The organism is Methylomusa anaerophila, assembly GCF_003966895.1.
Taxonomy (GTDB): domain Bacteria; phylum Bacillota; class Negativicutes; order Sporomusales; family Sporomusaceae; genus Methylomusa; species Methylomusa anaerophila.
Map to the genome: position 1 here is coordinate 3,279,679 of NZ_AP018449.1, position 17,478 is coordinate 3,297,156.

General features: G+C 45.4%; 15 protein-coding genes and 7 tRNA genes. 20 read left to right on the top strand and 2 right to left on the bottom strand.

Going from position 1 to position 17,478, the window contains the following annotated elements; genetic code table 11:
- Positions 1–14: 14 nt before the first annotated feature.
- From MAMMFC1_RS14790 to ppdK, 4 genes are all read left to right on the top strand, one after another.
- Entirely contained in the window at positions 15–836 is an 822-nt protein-coding gene (locus MAMMFC1_RS14790; RefSeq protein WP_126309218.1) for an MTAP family purine nucleoside phosphorylase, read from the top strand.
- Between the two features lie 108 nt (positions 837–944).
- On the top strand, positions 945–2,486 hold the full coding sequence (gene guaA / locus MAMMFC1_RS14795) for a glutamine-hydrolyzing GMP synthase (protein ID WP_126309219.1): 1,542 nt from the start codon (positions 945–947) through the stop codon (positions 2,484–2,486).
- Between the two features lie 394 nt (positions 2,487–2,880).
- On the top strand, positions 2,881–3,678 hold the full coding sequence (locus tag MAMMFC1_RS14800; RefSeq protein WP_269471838.1) for a pyruvate, water dikinase regulatory protein: 798 nt from the start codon (positions 2,881–2,883) through the stop codon (positions 3,676–3,678).
- Positions 3,671–6,328, top strand: coding sequence for a pyruvate, phosphate dikinase (ppdK, locus tag MAMMFC1_RS14805; RefSeq protein WP_126309221.1), 2,658 nt, complete (start codon positions 3,671–3,673; stop codon positions 6,326–6,328). Before MAMMFC1_RS14800 ends, ppdK begins: the two co-directional genes overlap by 8 nt.
- 96 nt (positions 6,329–6,424) lie before the next feature.
- On the opposite strand, the gene MAMMFC1_RS14810 is transcribed toward ppdK, so the two are convergent.
- Entirely contained in the window at positions 6,425–6,625 is a 201-nt protein-coding gene (locus tag MAMMFC1_RS14810; protein ID WP_126309222.1) for a hypothetical protein, read from the bottom strand.
- A gap of 479 nt (positions 6,626–7,104) precedes the next feature.
- Here MAMMFC1_RS14810 and MAMMFC1_RS14815 point away from each other — a divergent pair, with 479 nt between their 5' ends.
- From MAMMFC1_RS14815 to MAMMFC1_RS14880, 14 genes are all read left to right on the top strand, one after another.
- Complete coding sequence (locus MAMMFC1_RS14815; RefSeq protein WP_126309223.1) at positions 7,105–8,475, top strand: NCS2 family permease; 1,371 nt, start codon at positions 7,105–7,107, stop codon at positions 8,473–8,475.
- A 226-nt stretch (positions 8,476–8,701) separates the two neighbouring features.
- Positions 8,702–8,777, top strand: a tRNA-Lys gene (locus MAMMFC1_RS14820).
- Between the two features lie 195 nt (positions 8,778–8,972).
- The gene (locus MAMMFC1_RS14825; RefSeq protein WP_126309224.1) at positions 8,973–9,269 is read left to right on the top strand and encodes a hypothetical protein; all 297 of its coding nucleotides are present in this window, start codon (positions 8,973–8,975) and stop codon (positions 9,267–9,269) included.
- A gap of 36 nt (positions 9,270–9,305) precedes the next feature.
- On the top strand, positions 9,306–10,988 hold the full coding sequence (locus MAMMFC1_RS14830) for an ABC1 kinase family protein (RefSeq protein ID WP_126309225.1): 1,683 nt from the start codon (positions 9,306–9,308) through the stop codon (positions 10,986–10,988).
- Positions 10,989–11,174: 186 nt separating this feature from the next.
- A tRNA-Glu gene (locus tag MAMMFC1_RS14835) sits at positions 11,175–11,249 on the top strand.
- Between the two features lie 119 nt (positions 11,250–11,368).
- Positions 11,369–11,444, top strand: a tRNA-Val gene (locus MAMMFC1_RS14840).
- Positions 11,412–11,570, top strand: coding sequence for a hypothetical protein (locus tag MAMMFC1_RS21565; protein ID WP_158618785.1), 159 nt, complete (start codon positions 11,412–11,414; stop codon positions 11,568–11,570). The genes MAMMFC1_RS14840 and MAMMFC1_RS21565 overlap by 33 nt, the downstream gene beginning before the upstream one ends.
- Positions 11,549–11,624, top strand: a tRNA-Asp gene (locus tag MAMMFC1_RS14845). Before MAMMFC1_RS21565 ends, MAMMFC1_RS14845 begins: the two co-directional genes overlap by 22 nt.
- Before the next feature lie 148 nt (positions 11,625–11,772).
- A tRNA-Phe gene (locus MAMMFC1_RS14850) sits at positions 11,773–11,848 on the top strand.
- 88 nt (positions 11,849–11,936) lie between these two features.
- A tRNA-Cys gene (locus MAMMFC1_RS14860) sits at positions 11,937–12,011 on the top strand.
- 184 nt (positions 12,012–12,195) lie between these two features.
- Positions 12,196–12,284 (top strand) — tRNA-Leu (locus tag MAMMFC1_RS14865).
- Positions 12,285–12,550: 266 nt separating this feature from the next.
- Complete coding sequence (locus MAMMFC1_RS14870) at positions 12,551–12,910, top strand: type II toxin-antitoxin system MqsR family toxin (RefSeq protein WP_158618786.1); 360 nt, start codon at positions 12,551–12,553, stop codon at positions 12,908–12,910.
- A gap of 45 nt (positions 12,911–12,955) precedes the next feature.
- Positions 12,956–13,963, top strand: a complete 1,008-nt coding sequence (locus MAMMFC1_RS14875) for a type II TA system antitoxin MqsA family protein (protein WP_126309227.1) — start codon at positions 12,956–12,958, stop codon at positions 13,961–13,963.
- Positions 13,964–14,190: 227 nt separating this feature from the next.
- Positions 14,191–14,643 (top strand): CBO0543 family protein, encoded by a 453-nt coding sequence (locus MAMMFC1_RS14880; protein ID WP_126309228.1) that lies wholly within the window; start codon positions 14,191–14,193, stop codon positions 14,641–14,643.
- Between the two features lie 23 nt (positions 14,644–14,666).
- On the opposite strand, the gene MAMMFC1_RS14885 is transcribed toward MAMMFC1_RS14880, so the two are convergent.
- Positions 14,667–15,878 carry an NADP-dependent isocitrate dehydrogenase gene (locus MAMMFC1_RS14885; protein ID WP_126309229.1) on the bottom strand — a complete coding sequence of 404 codons (1,212 nt, stop codon included), beginning with the start codon at positions 15,876–15,878 and terminating at the stop codon, positions 14,667–14,669.
- A 279-nt stretch (positions 15,879–16,157) separates the two neighbouring features.
- Here MAMMFC1_RS14885 and MAMMFC1_RS14890 point away from each other — a divergent pair, with 279 nt between their 5' ends.
- Together MAMMFC1_RS14890 and MAMMFC1_RS14895 are read left to right on the top strand one after the other, a co-directional pair.
- Entirely contained in the window at positions 16,158–16,709 is a 552-nt protein-coding gene (locus MAMMFC1_RS14890; RefSeq protein ID WP_126309230.1) for a UbiX family flavin prenyltransferase, read from the top strand.
- Between the two features lie 31 nt (positions 16,710–16,740).
- Positions 16,741–17,352, top strand: a complete 612-nt coding sequence (locus MAMMFC1_RS14895) for a cyclodeaminase/cyclohydrolase family protein (protein ID WP_126309231.1) — start codon at positions 16,741–16,743, stop codon at positions 17,350–17,352.
- Positions 17,353–17,478 lie beyond the last annotated feature (126 nt).

Below are 17,478 nucleotides of genomic sequence, written 5' to 3' on the forward strand. Positions count from 1 at the left end.
TGGGAGGAATGGTGATGGATCTAGATAAAACCGAATTTGCCGTTATCGGTGGTTCCGGTACGTTGTCTGGCAATTTTCCTTTGGGTGTGGACGACACGGGAATTGAGCTTCTTGGGGAAAATCTCGCAATTGACACGCCCTACGGACGCAGCCCGGCTTTTCGTTTATTTAGCGTGGATGGGCAACGGGTATTAACATGTAAGATGCATGGCTGGCGCAGCGGGGTAAGCCGGGCCGACGCTTCCCGTCAAATTTTTTGGGTATTTCGTCAAATAGGCGTAAAGCGGATTATCGCTGAAGGTGGCGTTGGATCAGCCAATCATCTGTTAGATCCCCGGGATTTTATTATTCCTCACGATTACATTGATCTGTCGTTGCGTAAGGATGTTGGTCTTGAGGGAAAATATCTATTAGTTATGCGGGAGGCGCTGTGTCCGGAAATACGTTCCGTACTGATTGATACGGTTAAGGAACATTATCACGGACGGGTATTTGCCAGGGGTATATACGCGGTGACCGAAGGACGTCACTTTGAAAGCCCGGCTGAAGTCGCTATGTTAAAAGGACATGCCGATATTATCGGCCAGAGCTTGTGCCCGGAAGTGTATTTAGCCAGAGAAATCGGCGCCTGTTATGCCGGTTTATATTTTGTGGTTAATTACGGCGAAGGTGTGGTCAAAGATTGGTCTCATCAGGAGTTAACCGATATTTTTTTTAATGACGCCCCATTAATCAGCAAAATTATCCTGGCCGCTATTCGCAAGCTGTCTCCCAAAGGTAAATGTGGTTGTTCGGCATTGCGTAAAGAGACATTATTAAAGGAAGTATACAAATAGAGAATATATGTGTATACTCAGGTCATGAATTGTTCGAACTGCTTAGAAGGTCTATAAGCAGTTCCCTGCTTATAGGCCAATAGATAGATATTAATAAGGGGGAATTATATGCCAGTCAACAAACCGGAAATGGTCCTGGTCATGGATTTCGGCGGACAATATAGTCAGCTAATCGCCAGAAGAATCAGGGAATGCGGCGTATATTGCGAAATTGTGCCTTTTAATACCAACATCGGGAAAATCCGTCAGATGGCTCCCCGGGGCATTGTATTTTCCGGAGGACCATCCAGTGTGTATGGGGAAGGCGCTCCTAAATGCGATCCTGCAATATTCGAGATTGATGTGCCTGTACTGGGAATTTGCTATGGGATGCAGCTGACCGCTCATTCTTTAGGTGGGAAAGTAGCCCATGCAACTTCGCGGGAATATGGCAATACGCGCTTATATGTGGATAATCCGGAAGGGCTCTTGGCGGAAATCGGCAGTGAGACTCAGGTTTGGATGAGTCATGGCGACTACATTACTGAACCGCCGCAGGGCTTTGCGGTTACCGGTCATACCAACAGCAGTCCGGTTGCAGCCATGGCTAACAACCAGCGCCAAATTTACGGTGTGCAGTTTCACCCCGAAGTCGTACATACTCCCGAGGGTATGAAGATACTGCGGAATTTCTTATTTAATATCTGCGGTTGCAAGGGTGATTGGAACATGGGATCTTTCGCCGATCAAGCCATCGGGAAAATTCAGCAACAGGTAGGCAATAAACGGGTGCTGTGCGCTTTAAGTGGTGGGATAGATTCTTCTGTTGCCGCCGTTTTGGTGCATCGGGCAATAGGAGACCAACTGACGTGCGTGTTTGTCAATCATGGCTTTTTGCGTAAAGAAGAACCGGAACAAGTGGTGAAAACTTTCCGGGACGGCTTTCACATGAACCTGGTGTACGCCGATGCAGTGGCAAGGTTTATGGCCCGTATAGAAGGTATTACCGATCCGGAACAAAAACGGAAAATTATCGGGGAAGAATTCATTCGTGTGTTTGAGGCCGAAGCTGCTAAATTAGGTGACATGGATTTTCTTGTTCAAGGCACTCTTTACCCGGATGTTATTGAAAGCGGCACAGCTACTGCCGCCGTAATCAAGAGCCACCACAATGTGGGCGGTTTGCCTGAAGATATGAAGTTTGAACTGGTTGAGCCTTTACGTGACTTGTTTAAAGATGAAGTTCGGGCACTGGCCCGGGAACTGAACCTGCCGGAAGATATTGTTTGGCGTCAGCCTTTTCCTGGTCCGGGATTAGCCATTAGAATCATTGGTGAGGTTACTGCCGAGCGTCTTGAGATTTTACGGGAAGCCGACTCAATCGTATATCAGGAGATTAAAATTGCCGGTCTTTACCGGAAGGTATGGCAATCTTTTGCTGTTTTACCAGCTATGAAGAGTGTTGGAGTTATGGGAGACGAACGAACTTACGCCTATACGATTGGACTCAGGATTGTCGAAAGTGAGGATGGCATGACTGCCGACTGGGTGCGCCTCCCGTATGAAGTACTGGATAATATCTCCCGGAGAATTGTCAATGAAGTGAAGGGAGTAAACCGTGTAGTTTATGATATCACTTCGAAACCCCCAGCCACAATTGAATGGGAGTAGTGAACTCGTACTTACGGCAGCGGGTGTCTTCGAAATTGAATAATAGTAATCAAAAAAAATCCATCAAACAAATAACAAATTATGTTGTTTGATGATTTTTTTATTTCTCTTTTTTCTCTTTTTTAGCAGGAGTAATAACTTGATTGTCGAAAATTATGTTACAGAAACGGAAGAAATTTAATATATAGGCTAGCCTGCATAATGAAATAGTATTACTTATTGACTCTTGGAAGTGTACTATTGGCGAGCTGTAGCGAGAATAGTTTACATTAATATAATATCATCCAGGAGAGGTATTTTTTGGATATGAAAGAATAATATATAAATACTGGATTATTATCCGAGAGGAGGAACTAACATCCAATTAGGCGCAAACCCTTCAGCAACAGTATTTGTGATGTCTGATTCCATTGGTGAAACTGGAGAATTGGTGGTAAAAGCTGCCGCCAGTCAATTTGATTCTACTCGTATTGAAGTTAGACGCAAACATAACTTGAGTTCAGTTCAAGAAGTTACCCAAGCATTAAAACAGGCGGCAGAATGCCGGGCGGCTGTGGTCTACACTTTGGCACGCCCTGATTTAAAACGGCATTTGGAATCCGAAGCGAAAAAGCTGGGTTTGGTTACTGTTGACGTTATGTGTCCGGTAATTGAGGCCTTGGCTAAAGTGACCGGGCAAACACCTAAATATGAACCCGGCCTTATCCGCAAAGTAGATAAAGCTTATTTTTCTAAAGTGGAGGCTATTGAGTTTGCCGTTAAATTTGACGACGGCAAGGATCCTCGCGGCTTGCTGAAAGCCGATGTAGTAGTAATAGGAGTTTCCCGGACGTCTAAGACCCCTTTATGTATGTATCTTGCCCATAAGGGGATTAAGGCAGCCAATGTTCCCCTGGTTCTTGAAACGCTACCGCCAGATGAGCTTTTTCAAATTCCCGCCAATAAAGTGGTGGGACTAACCATCAAACCGGCAAACTTGCAGGAGATTAGGAAACAGCGGCTTAAACTTATGGGTTTGCCGCCTACTACAGATTATGTCAATATGGAAAGGCTGTTGGCGGAATTTGAATATTCCTCTTCGGTTATGCGTAAAGTCGGTTGCGCCGTGATTGATGTAACCAATAGGGCAGTTGAGGAAACAGCCGCCAACGTTTTGGATATATACCAGAAAGGAGTTAGATTCAATGCCTAAATATGTATACCTTTTCAAAGAGGGACGCGCTGATATGCGTGCTCTCTTGGGCGGGAAAGGCGCTAATCTTGCCGAAATGACCAATATTGGTCTTCCTGTACCGCCGGGAATGACAATTAGCACTGAAGCTTGTAAAGAGTATTACCACATAGGTGGTAAGATGCCGGCAGGGATAATGGATGAAGTTAAGCAATACTTGACTACGGTGGAGGAACAGACTGGTAAAAAATTTGGTGATCTTTCTAATCCGCTATTAGTATCTGTCCGTTCCGGCGCCATGTTCTCCATGCCCGGCATGATGGACACAATTTTGAATCTTGGCCTGAATGAACAAACGGTTCAGTCTTTGGCCAGCAATACCGACAATTTGAGATTTGCTTACGATGCCTTCCGGCGTTTCATTCAAATGTTTGGCGACGTGGTATTAGAGCTTCCTAAACATGAATTCGAAAACCTGTTGCACCGGCAAAAAGAGGAGCAGGGTGTTACATACGACCAGGAGTTGACCTCCGAATCCCTGCGAAAAGTGATCAATAACTATAAAGAAATGATTGAAAGTGAGACAGGCCATCCTTTTCCCGAAGACCCCATGGTTCAGCTTACCATGGCGATTGAAGCCGTGTTCCGCTCTTGGAACAATGACCGGGCTATCATATACCGTAATCTTAATAAAATTCCTCACGATCTTGGTACTGCTGTGAATGTCCAGTCCATGGTCTTCGGGAATATGGGCAACGATTCCGGCACCGGCGTAGCATTTACCCGTAATCCGTCTACCGGTGAGAATGTTTTGTATGGAGAGTTTTTGACAAATGCCCAGGGTGAGGATGTAGTCGCCGGTATTCGTACTCCCCGTCCTATAGCTCAACTTAAGGAAGAAATGCCGGTAATATATGACCAGTTCGAAAAAATTGCCGATCTCCTGGAACGCCATTATAAGAATATGCAGGATATTGAATTCACTATTGAGCGTGGCAGGCTTTACATTCTCCAAACCCGCAACGGCAAGCGCACTGCTCAGGCCAGTGTGCGTGTCGCCTATGAGATGGCTAAGGAAGGTTTGATTACCAAACAGGCAGCATTGCTGTTAGTCGAGCCGAATCAGCTGGATCAACTGCTGCATCGCCAGATCGACAGCGGGGCTAAATTAAATGTGATTGCGAAAGGTCTGCCGGCTTCTCCGGGAGCGGCTTCCGGCAAAGTTGTTTTTGACTCCGATGAAGCCGAACGTATGGGTAAGACCGGGGCCAAAGTTCTCCTGGTCCGTATGGAAACTACTCCGGATGACATCCATGGCATTGTAGCTGCTCAGGGCATCTTAACCAGCCGCGGCGGTATGACCAGCCATGCTGCTGTAGTTGCACGCGGCATGGGAAAACCATGTGTCTGCGGTTGTGAACCAATCAGAATCGACTACGCTAAAGAAGAATTTACTGTCGGTCAACTGACTGTTAAAAAAGGCGACATTATTTCCATTGACGGCTCCTCCGGTCAGGTTATTTTAGGCGAAGTGCCAATGAAGGAGCCGGAAATTTCCTCGGAATACAGTATAGTGTTGTCTTGGGCTGACGAATATAAACGTCTTGAAGTACGGGCTAACGCCGATACCCCGGAAGATGCAAAAAAAGCCAGGGAATTCGGTGCCACCGGCATAGGCCTTACCAGGACAGAGCACATGTTCATGGGTCAAGAACGCTTACCGTTTGTGCAGCAAATGATTTTAGCCGAAACATTGGAAGAACGGCTGGAAGCACTGTCACATCTTTTGCCAATGCAACAAGGCGACTTTTACGGAATTTTGAAAGCAATGGAAGGATATCCGGTTTGTATTCGTTTGTTGGATCCCCCACTGCATGAATTTCTGCCCAGCCAGGAAGAACTGCTGATTGAGACAACCGAACTTAAAATAACCGGTAAAGATCCCAAACTGTTGGCAGAGAAGCAGCAGCTTCTAAAAAAAGTGCGTGCGCTTCATGAGTTTAACCCAATGCTGGGACACCGGGGATGTCGCCTGGGTATTACCTTCCCGGAAATATATGAGATGCAGATTCAAGCCATCTTTAACGCAACAGTTGAGCTTACCAAGGAAGGATATAATGTTTTGCCGGAAGTAGAGATACCGTTGACAATTGATGTCAACGAAATGAAGATATTTAAAGAAAAAATTGTAGCAATTGCGGAAGCGGCAATGTCTGCCGCTAACGCCAAATTCCACTACAGCGTGGGGACCATGATTGAATTGCCGCGGGCGGCTCTTTTAGCTGACGAACTGGCCGAGTATAGTGAATTCTTTAGTTTTGGCACTAATGATCTGACGCAAACGACTTTCGGCTTCAGCCGGGATGATGCGGAGGGCAAGTTCTTGCCGAACTACGTGGAACGTAAAATTCTCAAAGAAAATCCGTTCATCGTTCTTGATCAAAAAGGCGTAGGAAAACTTATGCGTATAGCAGTTGAAGGCGGGCGCAAAGCACGTCCCGGGTTATTGATAGGCATATGTGGTGAGCACGGTGGTGAGCCCAGCTCGGTAGCGTTTTGCCATCAGATCGGACTTGATTTTGTAAGTTGTTCTCCCTATCGCGTACCGCTGGCCAGATTGGCTGCCGCCCAGGCTGCCATCACTGATCACGAGATTATTGGTACCAGATAAGAGCGTAAAAGGATGGCGGCACAGAGATACTTCTCTGTGCCTTCTGTCTTATACGGTATAAAAAGGTTTTTTCAGGCGGTGCCCGAAACTAGCCAACTAATCGCCTGAGGTTGCATTCAAGATCGCAGCAATAGCTTGGGCCACGGAGGCAATTATAGTGGCATCCGGCTCGGCCTTGTTAGCTTCCTCTTCATTAATTCTTTCAAGCAACTGCAGTGTTCTGACGGCAAATATCACTCTGGTTAATTGATAGTTGGCAACCAGTTTTTCGAAATTATTATTCGTAAAACCATGCAACCTGTTTCCTCCTTCCAATATATTCTCCCTATATATTGGCTATAAATGGTCAAATGCAAAGTGGATGGTTTTCCTGAATTCTTTAACGCGTTCCATATAGTATTAATAATATGGGTTAGAATGCTCCGGCATGACAAATTTGGTAATAGTGTCTTGACCACATTATCTTTTTAGTTTGATGACGGACAAAATGGCAAATGGCGGCGTCAGCCCCTCCTAGCAGACCCCTTCCAGTATGCGTCGTCGGGTCTTCCTTGCCCTTTGCCATTTTGTCTCGCCCTAAAACTAAAATATAACATGGTCAAGTCACTAGCGTATATAAATCTAACAATTTTACTTCAAATAGCAGGAATGGTTAAATTTATGTTGAATAAAAAAAGCTTAATGCTATACTAGCTCGGAAAGGAGGAAAGAACTAAGGAGCTCTGTTATAGAGCGGCCCGAGAGGGCAATCTGATCTGTGAGAGGAGAGATAAAACGTGCTTGAGAAATTATTTGGTCTTAGTACGCGTAAGACTGACGTTCGAACCGAGGTCATGGCCGGTATTACCACTTTTATGACCATGGCGTATATCCTGTTTGTAAATCCGAGTATTCTCGGGGCTGCCGGCATGGATAAAAATGCCGTTCTGTTAGCCACCGCAATTGGCGCCGGTATTGTCACTATCGCCATGGGCCTTTTTGTTAACTATCCCATTGCTCTTGCCCCCGGTATGGGCCTCAATGCCTTTTATGCCTTTACTGTTGTCATCGGCATGGGTGTTTCTTGGCAAGTGGCTTTAGGCGCCGTATTTATTTCCGGTCTAATTTTTATCATACTTACTGTTACTCAAATACGCCAGTTGCTGGTGGAAGGCATACCTTCCTCCCTAAAGCATGCGATTACGGTTGGTATTGGGTTGTTTATAACCATTATCGGTCTAAAACTTTCCGGAATCATGGCGATCAGACTTTCCTTGATTCCCCCTACTTTAGAGAAAATAATTGCGGCTAAGGGCAATGGCACACCCCTGCCTTTTGAAACAATCATTGAAATGGGTAACCTGTTTCATTCGGAGGTGCTGCTCGCCGTATTTGGCTTAATATTGATCGGTATTCTGATGGCGCGTCAGATTAAAGGTTCTATACTTATCGGTATTCTTACAACAACTGTTATTGGCATCATTACAGGAGTAGTCAACGTTCCCCAAGGGTTTTCTCCTGTTAAAATTCCTGACTTCAGTAATAACGCATTTTTGGCTTTAGATATCATGGGGGCTATTAATATGGGCCTGCTGACAATCATCTTTACTTTCACTTTTGTTGAACTGTTCGATACTATGGGAACATTAGTCGGAACCGCTACCAAGGCCGGCTTAGTCGACAAAAGCGGTAAATTCCCCGGTATTGGTAAAGCTATGCTGGTTGACGCGACCGGTGTAAGCTTTGGCGCGCTGCTGGGCACAAGCACAATTACCGCCTATATCGAAAGCGCTGCCGGGATTGGGGCTGGCGGGCGCACGGGTCTTACGGCGGTAGTATGCGGTATACTGTTTATCTTGGCACTGTTCTTCACTCCTTTGGCCCAGCTGATTCCTGATGCTGCCACTGCGCCGGCGCTCATCATCGTCGGTGTTCTGATGATGGAATCGGTGCTCCATATAAACTTCGCTGATTTTACCGAAGCCATGCCTGCTTTTTTAACGATTGCTCTTATGCCATTTACCTATAGCATTGCCAATGGCATATCCGCCGGTCTGGTTTTATACCCGCTACTTAAGTTGGTTACCGGGCGGGGGCGTGACGTTCATTGGATTGTTTATGTACTAGCCATTTTGGTTGTCTTACGGTTTTTCTTTCTTGCAGAATAGTTTTTAAACAGCCCCGTTATTGGCAAGATGGGGTCTTGCAGCAAATTAGGGGACCGGTGAAACACTGGTCCCTTGATTTTTTCAACAAGGTACAAACAGGTAATTTTAGTATTAACATTGCTGTGATTGTTATAGATAATTATGAAGATGGTTATTGACATAAAAAATATTTTGTGATATTCTAAATGAGTTGCCGCTGATTGTGGCATAAATTAATAAAAGATATGACCTACTAGCTCAGTCGGTAGAGCACCTGACTTTTAATCAGGGTGTCCCGCGTTCGAGTCGCGGGTGGGTCACCAGAGGATCCAAGGCTTTTCAGAAGTAATTCTGAAGGGCTTTTTTTATTCACCTTATCAACCGTATAACCTCATCGATTCTTCAGAAGTTATTCTATTTTTTATAAACTATGATATCATATAAATAGTTGAAGGTAATAGCTTACACGGCAAGAGGTGGACGGGCTGCCACAGCCCGGTAAGAAAGGAGGTAAGGGTATGAATATTGTAATTGAACCGGCGGCTCGTGAATACATTCTGAAAAAAAGTGTTGATAAGGCCATCAACATCAGGATTAAAGAACGACCCGGCATCGGGCGTGTGGGTCAGGCCTATTACCTGTCCGTGCAATTGGGAAAAATCGAACCACATCAAATGCACAGCTTTAATAAAATCGTTATCGATGATACCGAGGTATATTATTTAGACCGGCTGCCTGAGATTTTTAAATCAATAACGGTAAAGATAGAAAAAATGTTGTTTTTCAAAAATTTAGTGGCCAGCGGCGACAAGTGAGGCAATAGATCAAACGTTGCTTGATGGAGGGAATATATGGCGACATGGCAGAGAGAAGAGGCGGTACGGCAGCGGGCCAGCCACATTGCCGGCGTGCTGGTCCGGTACGGCTTTGGTTTTCTGGTGAACGACTTAGGGCTGCGCCGGCTATTTTCGCTTACCGGTTTTTGCAGGTCGGGAGACTGTGTAGGGAGATTCAAAAGCGAGGAGTTTCGGCGGCTGGTGCAGAAGCTGCCATTTATGCTGGAAGAGTTGGGACCTGCTTTTGTCAAATTTGGCCAGTTCTTAAGCAGCCGGCAGGATATTATCCCCATGTATGTAACTGATGCTCTAAAGCGACTGCAGGAAAAGATGACGCCGGTCCCCTTCGCCCGCATTGAGCAAATCATTATTGAAAACCTGCCTGGGTATGGGGATTGGTTTGACTATATTGATCCTGAGCCATTAGGCGTGGCTTCTATCGCTCAGACTCATGCCGCCCGGCTAAAGGATGGCCGCCGGGTGGTCCTTAAAGTTCGCAAGCCGGAGGTTATCAACCAGATTGAACTGGATCTCAAAGTATTGCAAAAGATAGTGGACTTTCTGTCAAAACAGCCGGAGGTTAATAAGTTAATAAATATTGAAACCAGCTTTGCGATTTTTGCTCATTCTCTTAGAAAGGAAATTGACTTTTCGGTGGAAGCGGGCAACATTCAGTTGTTTCAGCACCTGTTGGCCGATAGCGGCTTGGCTAGGACGCCGCAAGTGGAGTGGGAACTGACAAATGAAAACCTGCTGACCATGGAATACATTGAGGGCATTAGCATGGAGGCGGCGGTTGAGGGCGTAGACCCGACCGAGCGCCGGCAACTTGCCCATAAATTTTTAGAGAGTTTCCTCAGGCAAGTGCTTTTGTATGGCGTGTTTCACGGCGATCCTCATTCCGGCAACGTCAGGCTGACGGCAGCCGGAGAAGTTGTCTATCTGGATTTTGGTATCGTCGGGCGCATCGACCCGCGCATGATGGAACGATTGATTGAAAACTTTATCGCGGTGCAAAATGCTGATGTGGAGACACTGATCAACGTAACTATGGAAATAGGCCATTTTTCCGGTGAAATTAACTGGCAAAATTACTATGAAGATATGGCTGAGTTGCTGTATATGTCCCAGAATATGACTCACGGGAAAATAGAATTGGGTAAGATGATTTTTGGTATGATGCAGGTTTCCCAGAAACACGGCATCCATATACCGGAAAGGTTGTTGTTATTGGGGAAAGCTTTCGCCATTGCCGAGGGCAATGCCCGGAAACTTGACCCGGACATCAATTTCCTGGAAATTTCCCGGCCAATTATTCTGGAGTTTTTGCGAAAAAACCTTATGCCTCAGATGAGCGAGACGGCGATGCTGGCCAGTGCATTGGATGTGAAAAAGAAACTCCGTATTGCGTTTAGTGAATTGCCTGCTTTTATTTCCGGCCTGACCCGGGGCGATAAAAAAATACCGCTGGAGTTGAGCGGTATGGACTTTATCGGCGACAAGCTGGACAAGTCCATCAATCGCATTGCTTACAGTGTAATTATCGCCAGTATGCTTTTAGCCTCTTCCATCATGATGCATGCCGGCGAGGGACCCATTCAATCCGAAATACACTACACTGGTTATTACCTTTTGCTGATTTCATTGGGAGCCACGGTATATTTATTCTTTAAAATCTTCCGGCAGGTTAAAAAGTAAGGCAACAATGGGCTGGGTATCCTCCAAACACGTGAATAGTAAAAACGAATTGTAGTGAATTGAAACAGTATATGCAAGAACAGTGTCAAAAACGGTATTGCAAAATGGGATAGTTTCGGTTATAATAATTTTCGCGACAGAAACCTTGTTGTTATTGATGGGAACCAAAGACAGCACAATGATCATGGCCCGTTGGTCAAGCGGTTAAGACACCGCCCTTTCACGGCGGTATCAAGGGTTCGATTCCCTTACGGGTCACCAACTCGCTGTTCGGGATTCGCTGCTCGCTGTTCGAAAGAGCAAAAGCCTGCGAATCTGATTATATGGTTTTCGGAGTAGATTTTGACGTGAGTCAACTATCTAATGTCGAAAATCGATACGGGCGATTAGCTCAGCTGGGAGAGCGCCTGCCTTACAAGCAGGATGTCGGCAGTTCGATCCTGTCATCGCCCACCAATTCAGTCATTAGTCATCAGGCGGCAGTTTGCGGGAGTAATCTTTTTGAAACTTACCGATGTTACCGATGGCTGCAGCCTGACGACAGACGACCGAGAAAATACGGCCCGGTGGTGTAGTGGTTAACATGCCGCCCTGTCACGGCGGAGATCGAGGGTTCAAGTCCCTTCCGGGTCGCCATTAATTTTACCAGCCCCGCGGCTGGCTATAAATGCTCAGATGCTAGGCGCGACGAGGACCGTAGCGGAGGCGTACTGCAGTATGTACGTTGAGCAACGGACCACAGGAGCAACAACGCAGATGGGCGTTTAGAGACTGACGCGTATTTGCCTCGGTAGCTCAGTCGGTAGAGCAGAGGACTGAAAATCCTCGTGTCGGCAGTTCGATTCTGCCCTGAGGCACCATAAAAATGCGGAAGTAGCTCAGTGGTGAGCAACGCCTTGCCAAGGCAAGGATCGCGAGTTAGAATCTCGTTTTCGGCTCCCAACATAAGGCGGCATAGCCAAGTGGTAAGGCAGAGGTCTGCAAAACCTTTACTCCCCAGTTCAAATCTGGGTGCCGCCTCCATAAATATTATAGCATGCATGCAGATTATCAAATGCCACGAACTGCTTAGAAATGGTCAGATGCTAGGCGCGACGAGAACCGGAACGGAAGCGTACTGGTTGTACGCTGGAGTGAGGACCGCAGGAGCAACAACGCAGATGGCCGTTTTTAAGCAGTTCCCAACTTATAGAGAAAGTAGTATTATGCCGGGGTGGCGGAACTGGCAGACGCAACGGACTTAAAATCCGTCGGATGGTAACATCCGTACCGGTTCGATTCCGGTCCTCGGCACCAAAAAAAATTAATAGAATTTATAAGACTTCGCGGGTTAGGCGGAGTTTTTTGCATTTTCAAGTCTAATAATTTTATTAGGTGCTTCAAGTGAGAAAACCGGCTGATAAGCTAGGTTTAGGTGATAAGTAGAGCGTATTACTTAAGCATGCTACAAAATAGCAGATGAAAAATAAACAAAAATCTGATTAAATTGTTATCATATGATAACAAAAATGTTGATAAAAGATCTAATTAGCAATATAATATATAGTGAAGGTGGTGTTTCCGTGGCACGAAGAGCGACAAAAGAAGAAATTGAAAGTGTATTGGCAATTGTTCGGGATTGTGTTAGGAATAAGCGGTATACGTTTATTCCTCGCAAGAAAAATCTTGACGCTCTGGCTGCGGAAGGCATGACTATTCCGGATTTACTTGATGCAATAATCGACATGAAAGCAATCGACTATTTTTATGGGCCTTCTGAAGACCGTGACCGGCCGGGAACCGGCGATATCTGGGAGTTTGGCTGTCAGTTCCGCAAGGAATTTTACTTGAAATTCAAACTGGTTACGTCGAAAGATAACGCTGTCGTAGTTCTTTCTTTCCATGAGCCAGACAGGACAATTCACTATCCTTACAGGCCATGAATTCCATGGCAAAAAAGTGAGTAATTATGAGTGGAGGATGAAACTATGAGCAACCCGATTATATTTTGTCCGCATTGTCTGGAAGAGCGAGCTTATCATACAATTGAAAAGAAAGAAGTCTATCCTGTTAAAGGAGAGCCGGTCGAGATTACTGCAACGGTTGCCGTGTGTGATGCCTGCGGCGAAGAAATCTTTCAGCCGGATTTAGACAATGCCAATCTGTTATTGGCATATGACGTATACCGGAGAAAACACAAGCTGCTGTTTCCGGCTGAAATTAAATCGATCCGGGAAAAGTATGGCTTAAGCCAGCGGAAGTTTGCCAAACTGCTGGGATGGGGCGAGATTACCGTTCATCGCTATGAAGCGGGGGCCCTGCAGGATATTGCCCATAATGATGTTCTGAAACTGCTTCAGGACCCTTTGAATATGCAGCGGCTATTAGAGCAGCGTCAAAGTGAATTAGATGAGAAGGAATATAAAAAATTAGCCGGAACTGTGCGCGATGCGCTGGAGCAAACAAAGAAAGAGCGGCTGCGTGACTGTATTGTGATGAACTATTTTAACAATGAAAGTAACATATATACGGGCAACCGTCCTTTCGATTTAGATAAGTTTGCAGCAATGATTTTGTTTTTTGCCGGAGTAATGTCCGGAATGCTTTACAAAACGATGATGTGGAAACTGTTATGGTATGCCGATATGGTGCATTTCCGGCGGCATGACCGCTCTATTAGCGGCGCCCATTATGCCCACCTTCCCTATGGCCCGGTGCCGGATGAACATGATCTTTTGCTCAGCCAGTTACGAAGCGAGGGAATTATCGATGTTACGCCACAGATTCGCGGCGAGACCATTAAAGGAAAGGTTGACCTGTCAGCTAATGCTTTTACACCGGAAGAAATGGATACGCTAACGCATATCGCGAAAACATTTCAGAAGTTTAACACTAGACGTATTAGTGAATATTCGCATAAAGAAAAGGGCTATATGGAAACCCAGGATGGACAATACATTTCTTATGCTTACACCAAGGAGTTATCCTTGCAGTAAATTGCCTGGAATGAGGGCGAATCCAACGTTCCGACAGCCATGGCAATGATCCTTATCCCCTTGTCCGCCAAAAAGATAGTAATGACTGAAAACGGCTCTCTTATTCCGTAACTTGGGTAAGAGAGCCGTTCCTGATTCTTATGATAATGTTGTATACGAACCGTCTGTGTTTGGCTATGCTATGAAGGAAATGTCCATTACATATCGCGAGATGAGTGATTTAATCGATGTTCTATATCATATGGTTTATATTATCCTGGATAGTTTGGCTTCGGTTTGCCGATAGAGCCCGCTGGCGTGAGATGTTGCCGGTTGTATTTTTTGCAAAAACCTTGGCATTAGCCACCGACCTTTTTGTGGTCCACTACCCGCTGTGGGAATATGTCGGACCCCTGCTCTTTATCCACCTGGCCGATGACTTAGGTATCTATCCTGTGGTGATATACCTCTTTATTCAATGGTTGCCTGATAGCCATACAATTAAACCAATGCTCAAATATTGGCTGGTTTGGACGACCATCGCCGTCATTATCGAACTAATCTATGTGATTTCCGGGCATATGCGATATCACTTATGGTGGAACACGTGGCATTCCTATGCTGCCGACTGGTTTTTGTACTGGCTGTTTTATCAATATCACAGAATCCTTAAGTTGGAGAGATTATCCGCAAATAGGTAAACACCTGTCTGTCGCATAGTCATTTATCGTATTGTTGCCAGGCGTTTGTTTATTTCTCTTAGGAAGTTTTCGGTATTTACAGCCTTTTTTTCCCGGAGTTCCGAAAGGTTTAAGAGGTCTTTTGTCATAACTCCCTCGGCGATGGTTTGGATTGAGGCTTTTTCCAGCTTGCCGGCAAAATCAACTAAATCATTGATTCCATCAAGCTCACCCCGTTTTCTTAAAGCTCCGGTCCAGGCAAAAATGGTAGCCATTGAATTTGAGGATGTCTCTTCCCCTTTAAGATGCTTGTAATAGTGTCTTTGAATAGTTCCGTGGGCAGCCTCAAATTCGTAGTATCCTTCGGGCGACACCAGGACAGATGTCATCATCGCCAAGCTGCCAAATGCGCTTGCGACCATATCGGACATTACATCGCCGTCATAATTTTTGCAGGCCCAGACCATGCCGCCTTCTGAACGGATGATTCTCGCAACAACATCGTCAATTAGTGTATAGAAATATTCGATATTGGCGGCAGTAAATTTTTCGTTGTATTCGTTATCAAAGATTTCCTGGAATAGATTTTTGAAGGTTTGATCGTAATCTTTGGATATTGTATCTTTGGTAGAAAACCACAAATCCTGCTTTTGATCCAGAGCGTAATTGAAGCAAGCTTTAGCAAAGCTTTTTATTGATTGGTCCAGATTATGCATGCCAAGAACTACGCCGGGGCCTTTAAAATCATGGATGGTTTGCCGGGAAACTTCGCCGGCTTCACTGGTGAAAATAAGTTCCGCTTTACCTTTTTCTTTAATCCTATATTCAACATCCTTGTAGATATCGCCGTAGGCATGCCTGGCAATGGTTATTGGCTTTTTCCATGTCTTTACGAAAGGCTTAATGCTGTCAACTATGATGGGAGACCTAAAAACCGTACCATCCAGGATAGCCCGGATTGTAGCATTGGGACTTTTCCAAATTTGTTTCAGATTGTATTCTTTTACCCTGGCTTCGTTGGCGGTAATTGTTGCACATTTGACGCCTACCCCGTACTTTTTTATAGCCAGTGCCGACTCTTCCGTTATTTTGTCGTTCGTCTTGTCTCTGTTTTCAAGGCCAAGGTCATAGTAATCGGTTTTTAACTCTATGTACGGGTCCAACAGGATGTCCTTAATCATTTTCCATATTACTCTGGTCATTTCATCGCCGTCGATTTCTACCAAGGGAGTGCTCATCTTAATTTTTTCAGCCATATTTATTCTCCTTTATAAATTAAATCGGGAATGTATCCTGGCGGAAAACCGCCGTTTTTACATATCTTAGGCTAATTTTAAGTAAAATAACATTTTAGTATTTAACTCTCTAAATTGCCCGATACATATAAAATATTAAACCAAATTGCTATCTTAAGCAAGGTGGTGGGGATTTTTCATATTCATTTGAGAAAAGCGAAACAATTAAGGTATAATTTAAAGACATGGAAATGTTTTGTTGCCACCATGGTTGTTATGGTTGTTGCGAGGAGGACGAAAATGCGAATTGCGGTGGGCGTAACAGGGGCCAGCGGGGCCGTATACGGCTATAACCTTATTCTTTTATTGTCCCGGCTGGGAATTGAAGTACATACGGTGTACACCCAAATGGGAGAAAAAGTATTAGAGTATGAGTGCGGGGTGACCATCAAGGAGATTAGTAAACATGCCAAAGTATATGCCAACGATGACTTGTTTGCATCATTGGCCAGCGGATCATTTAAAACAGATGGTATGGTCATCGTTCCTTGCTCCATGCATACACTAGGCGCTTTGGCCAATGCCAGCGGCGGGAATTTGTTAACCAGGTCGGCCGATGTCACCTTGAAAGAGGGACGCAAGCTGATCGTGGTGCCGCGGGAAACTCCCGTAACCGCCATCCATCTGGAAAATATGCTCAAACTGGCACGGGGCGGAGCTGTCATCCTGCCTGCGTCACCGGCCTTTTATCATAAACCGAAGACTTTGGATGACATGGTGAACTTCATGCTAGGAAAAATTATGGATGTTATCGGCATAGAACACCGGTTATTCCGGCGCTGGGGCGAGTAGCAGCTAACACATCATGGGAAGGGGATAGTTCGTGCTTACAGAACTGACAGTGAAAGATTTTATTGAGGAACTGGCCGCCGATTCGCCGGCTCCGGGCGGCGGCAGCGTTTCGGCATTAGCTGGATCAATGGCGGCCGGATTATTAAACATGGTTTTGAATCTAACCGTGGGCCGGGAAAAATTCGCCGCCGCGGAAGGGGAACTAATGCCGCTTAAGGCTGAAACCGAAAAACTTTACAAGCGTCTCACGGAACTTATTAATATTGATACAGATGCTTTCAATGGCGTAATGGCGGCTCTTAAATTGCCGAAAAAGACGGAAGAACAGAAACAGACGCGTGCGGCTGAAATACAGCTTGCCTATAAACAAGCGGCCGATATTCCGCTGGAAGTAGCCGGTCACTGTTTGTCCGTTTTAAAAATATGCCCGGCAATTTTGGCGAAAGGCAACCCTAATTCACTTTCCGACGCGGGAGTTGCCGTACAAATGGCCTATGCCGGTCTGCAGGGAGCTATAATGAATGTTAAAATTAATATTAGCTCAATCCAGGACACTGAATATGCCAGCGCTGCGGCAGCGAGGGTTACTGTCATGCTGAATGAAGGCGAAGCCTTGCGGCAGCAAGCAATGGCTATTGTGTAGTGGTTGTTTTTGTAACCTTTTATCCAAGTAGTAAAAAATGAATTGTTTAGGATTAAATTGGAAATTACTTGGAACCCGTGATATCGCGGGTTTCTTTCTTCTCTTGCTTCCGTTGTTTGCCGCCAT

Excerpts from the sequence above, each read along its gene's own strand:
- ppdK (WP_126309221.1), top strand. The coding sequence starts at position 3,671 with ATGCCTAAATATGTATACCTTTTCAAAGAGGGACGCGCTGATATGCGT.
- guaA (WP_126309219.1), top strand. The coding sequence starts at position 945 with ATGCCAGTCAACAAACCGGAAATGGTCCTGGTCATGGATTTCGGCGGA.
- MAMMFC1_RS21565 (WP_158618785.1), top strand. The coding sequence starts at position 11,412 with ATGTCGGCAGTTCGATCCTGTCATCGCCCACCAATTCAGTCATTAGTC.
- MAMMFC1_RS14885 (WP_126309229.1), bottom strand. The coding sequence starts at position 15,878 with ATGGCTGAAAAAATTAAGATGAGCACTCCCTTGGTAGAAATCGACGGC.
- MAMMFC1_RS14880 (WP_126309228.1), top strand. The coding sequence starts at position 14,191 with ATGTTCTATATCATATGGTTTATATTATCCTGGATAGTTTGGCTTCGG.
- MAMMFC1_RS14890 (WP_126309230.1), top strand. The coding sequence starts at position 16,158 with ATGCGAATTGCGGTGGGCGTAACAGGGGCCAGCGGGGCCGTATACGGC.
- MAMMFC1_RS14825 (WP_126309224.1), top strand. The coding sequence starts at position 8,973 with ATGAATATTGTAATTGAACCGGCGGCTCGTGAATACATTCTGAAAAAA.
- MAMMFC1_RS14875 (WP_126309227.1), top strand. The coding sequence starts at position 12,956 with ATGAGCAACCCGATTATATTTTGTCCGCATTGTCTGGAAGAGCGAGCT.
- MAMMFC1_RS14830 (WP_126309225.1), top strand. The coding sequence starts at position 9,306 with ATGGCGACATGGCAGAGAGAAGAGGCGGTACGGCAGCGGGCCAGCCAC.
- MAMMFC1_RS14790 (WP_126309218.1), top strand. The coding sequence starts at position 15 with ATGGATCTAGATAAAACCGAATTTGCCGTTATCGGTGGTTCCGGTACG.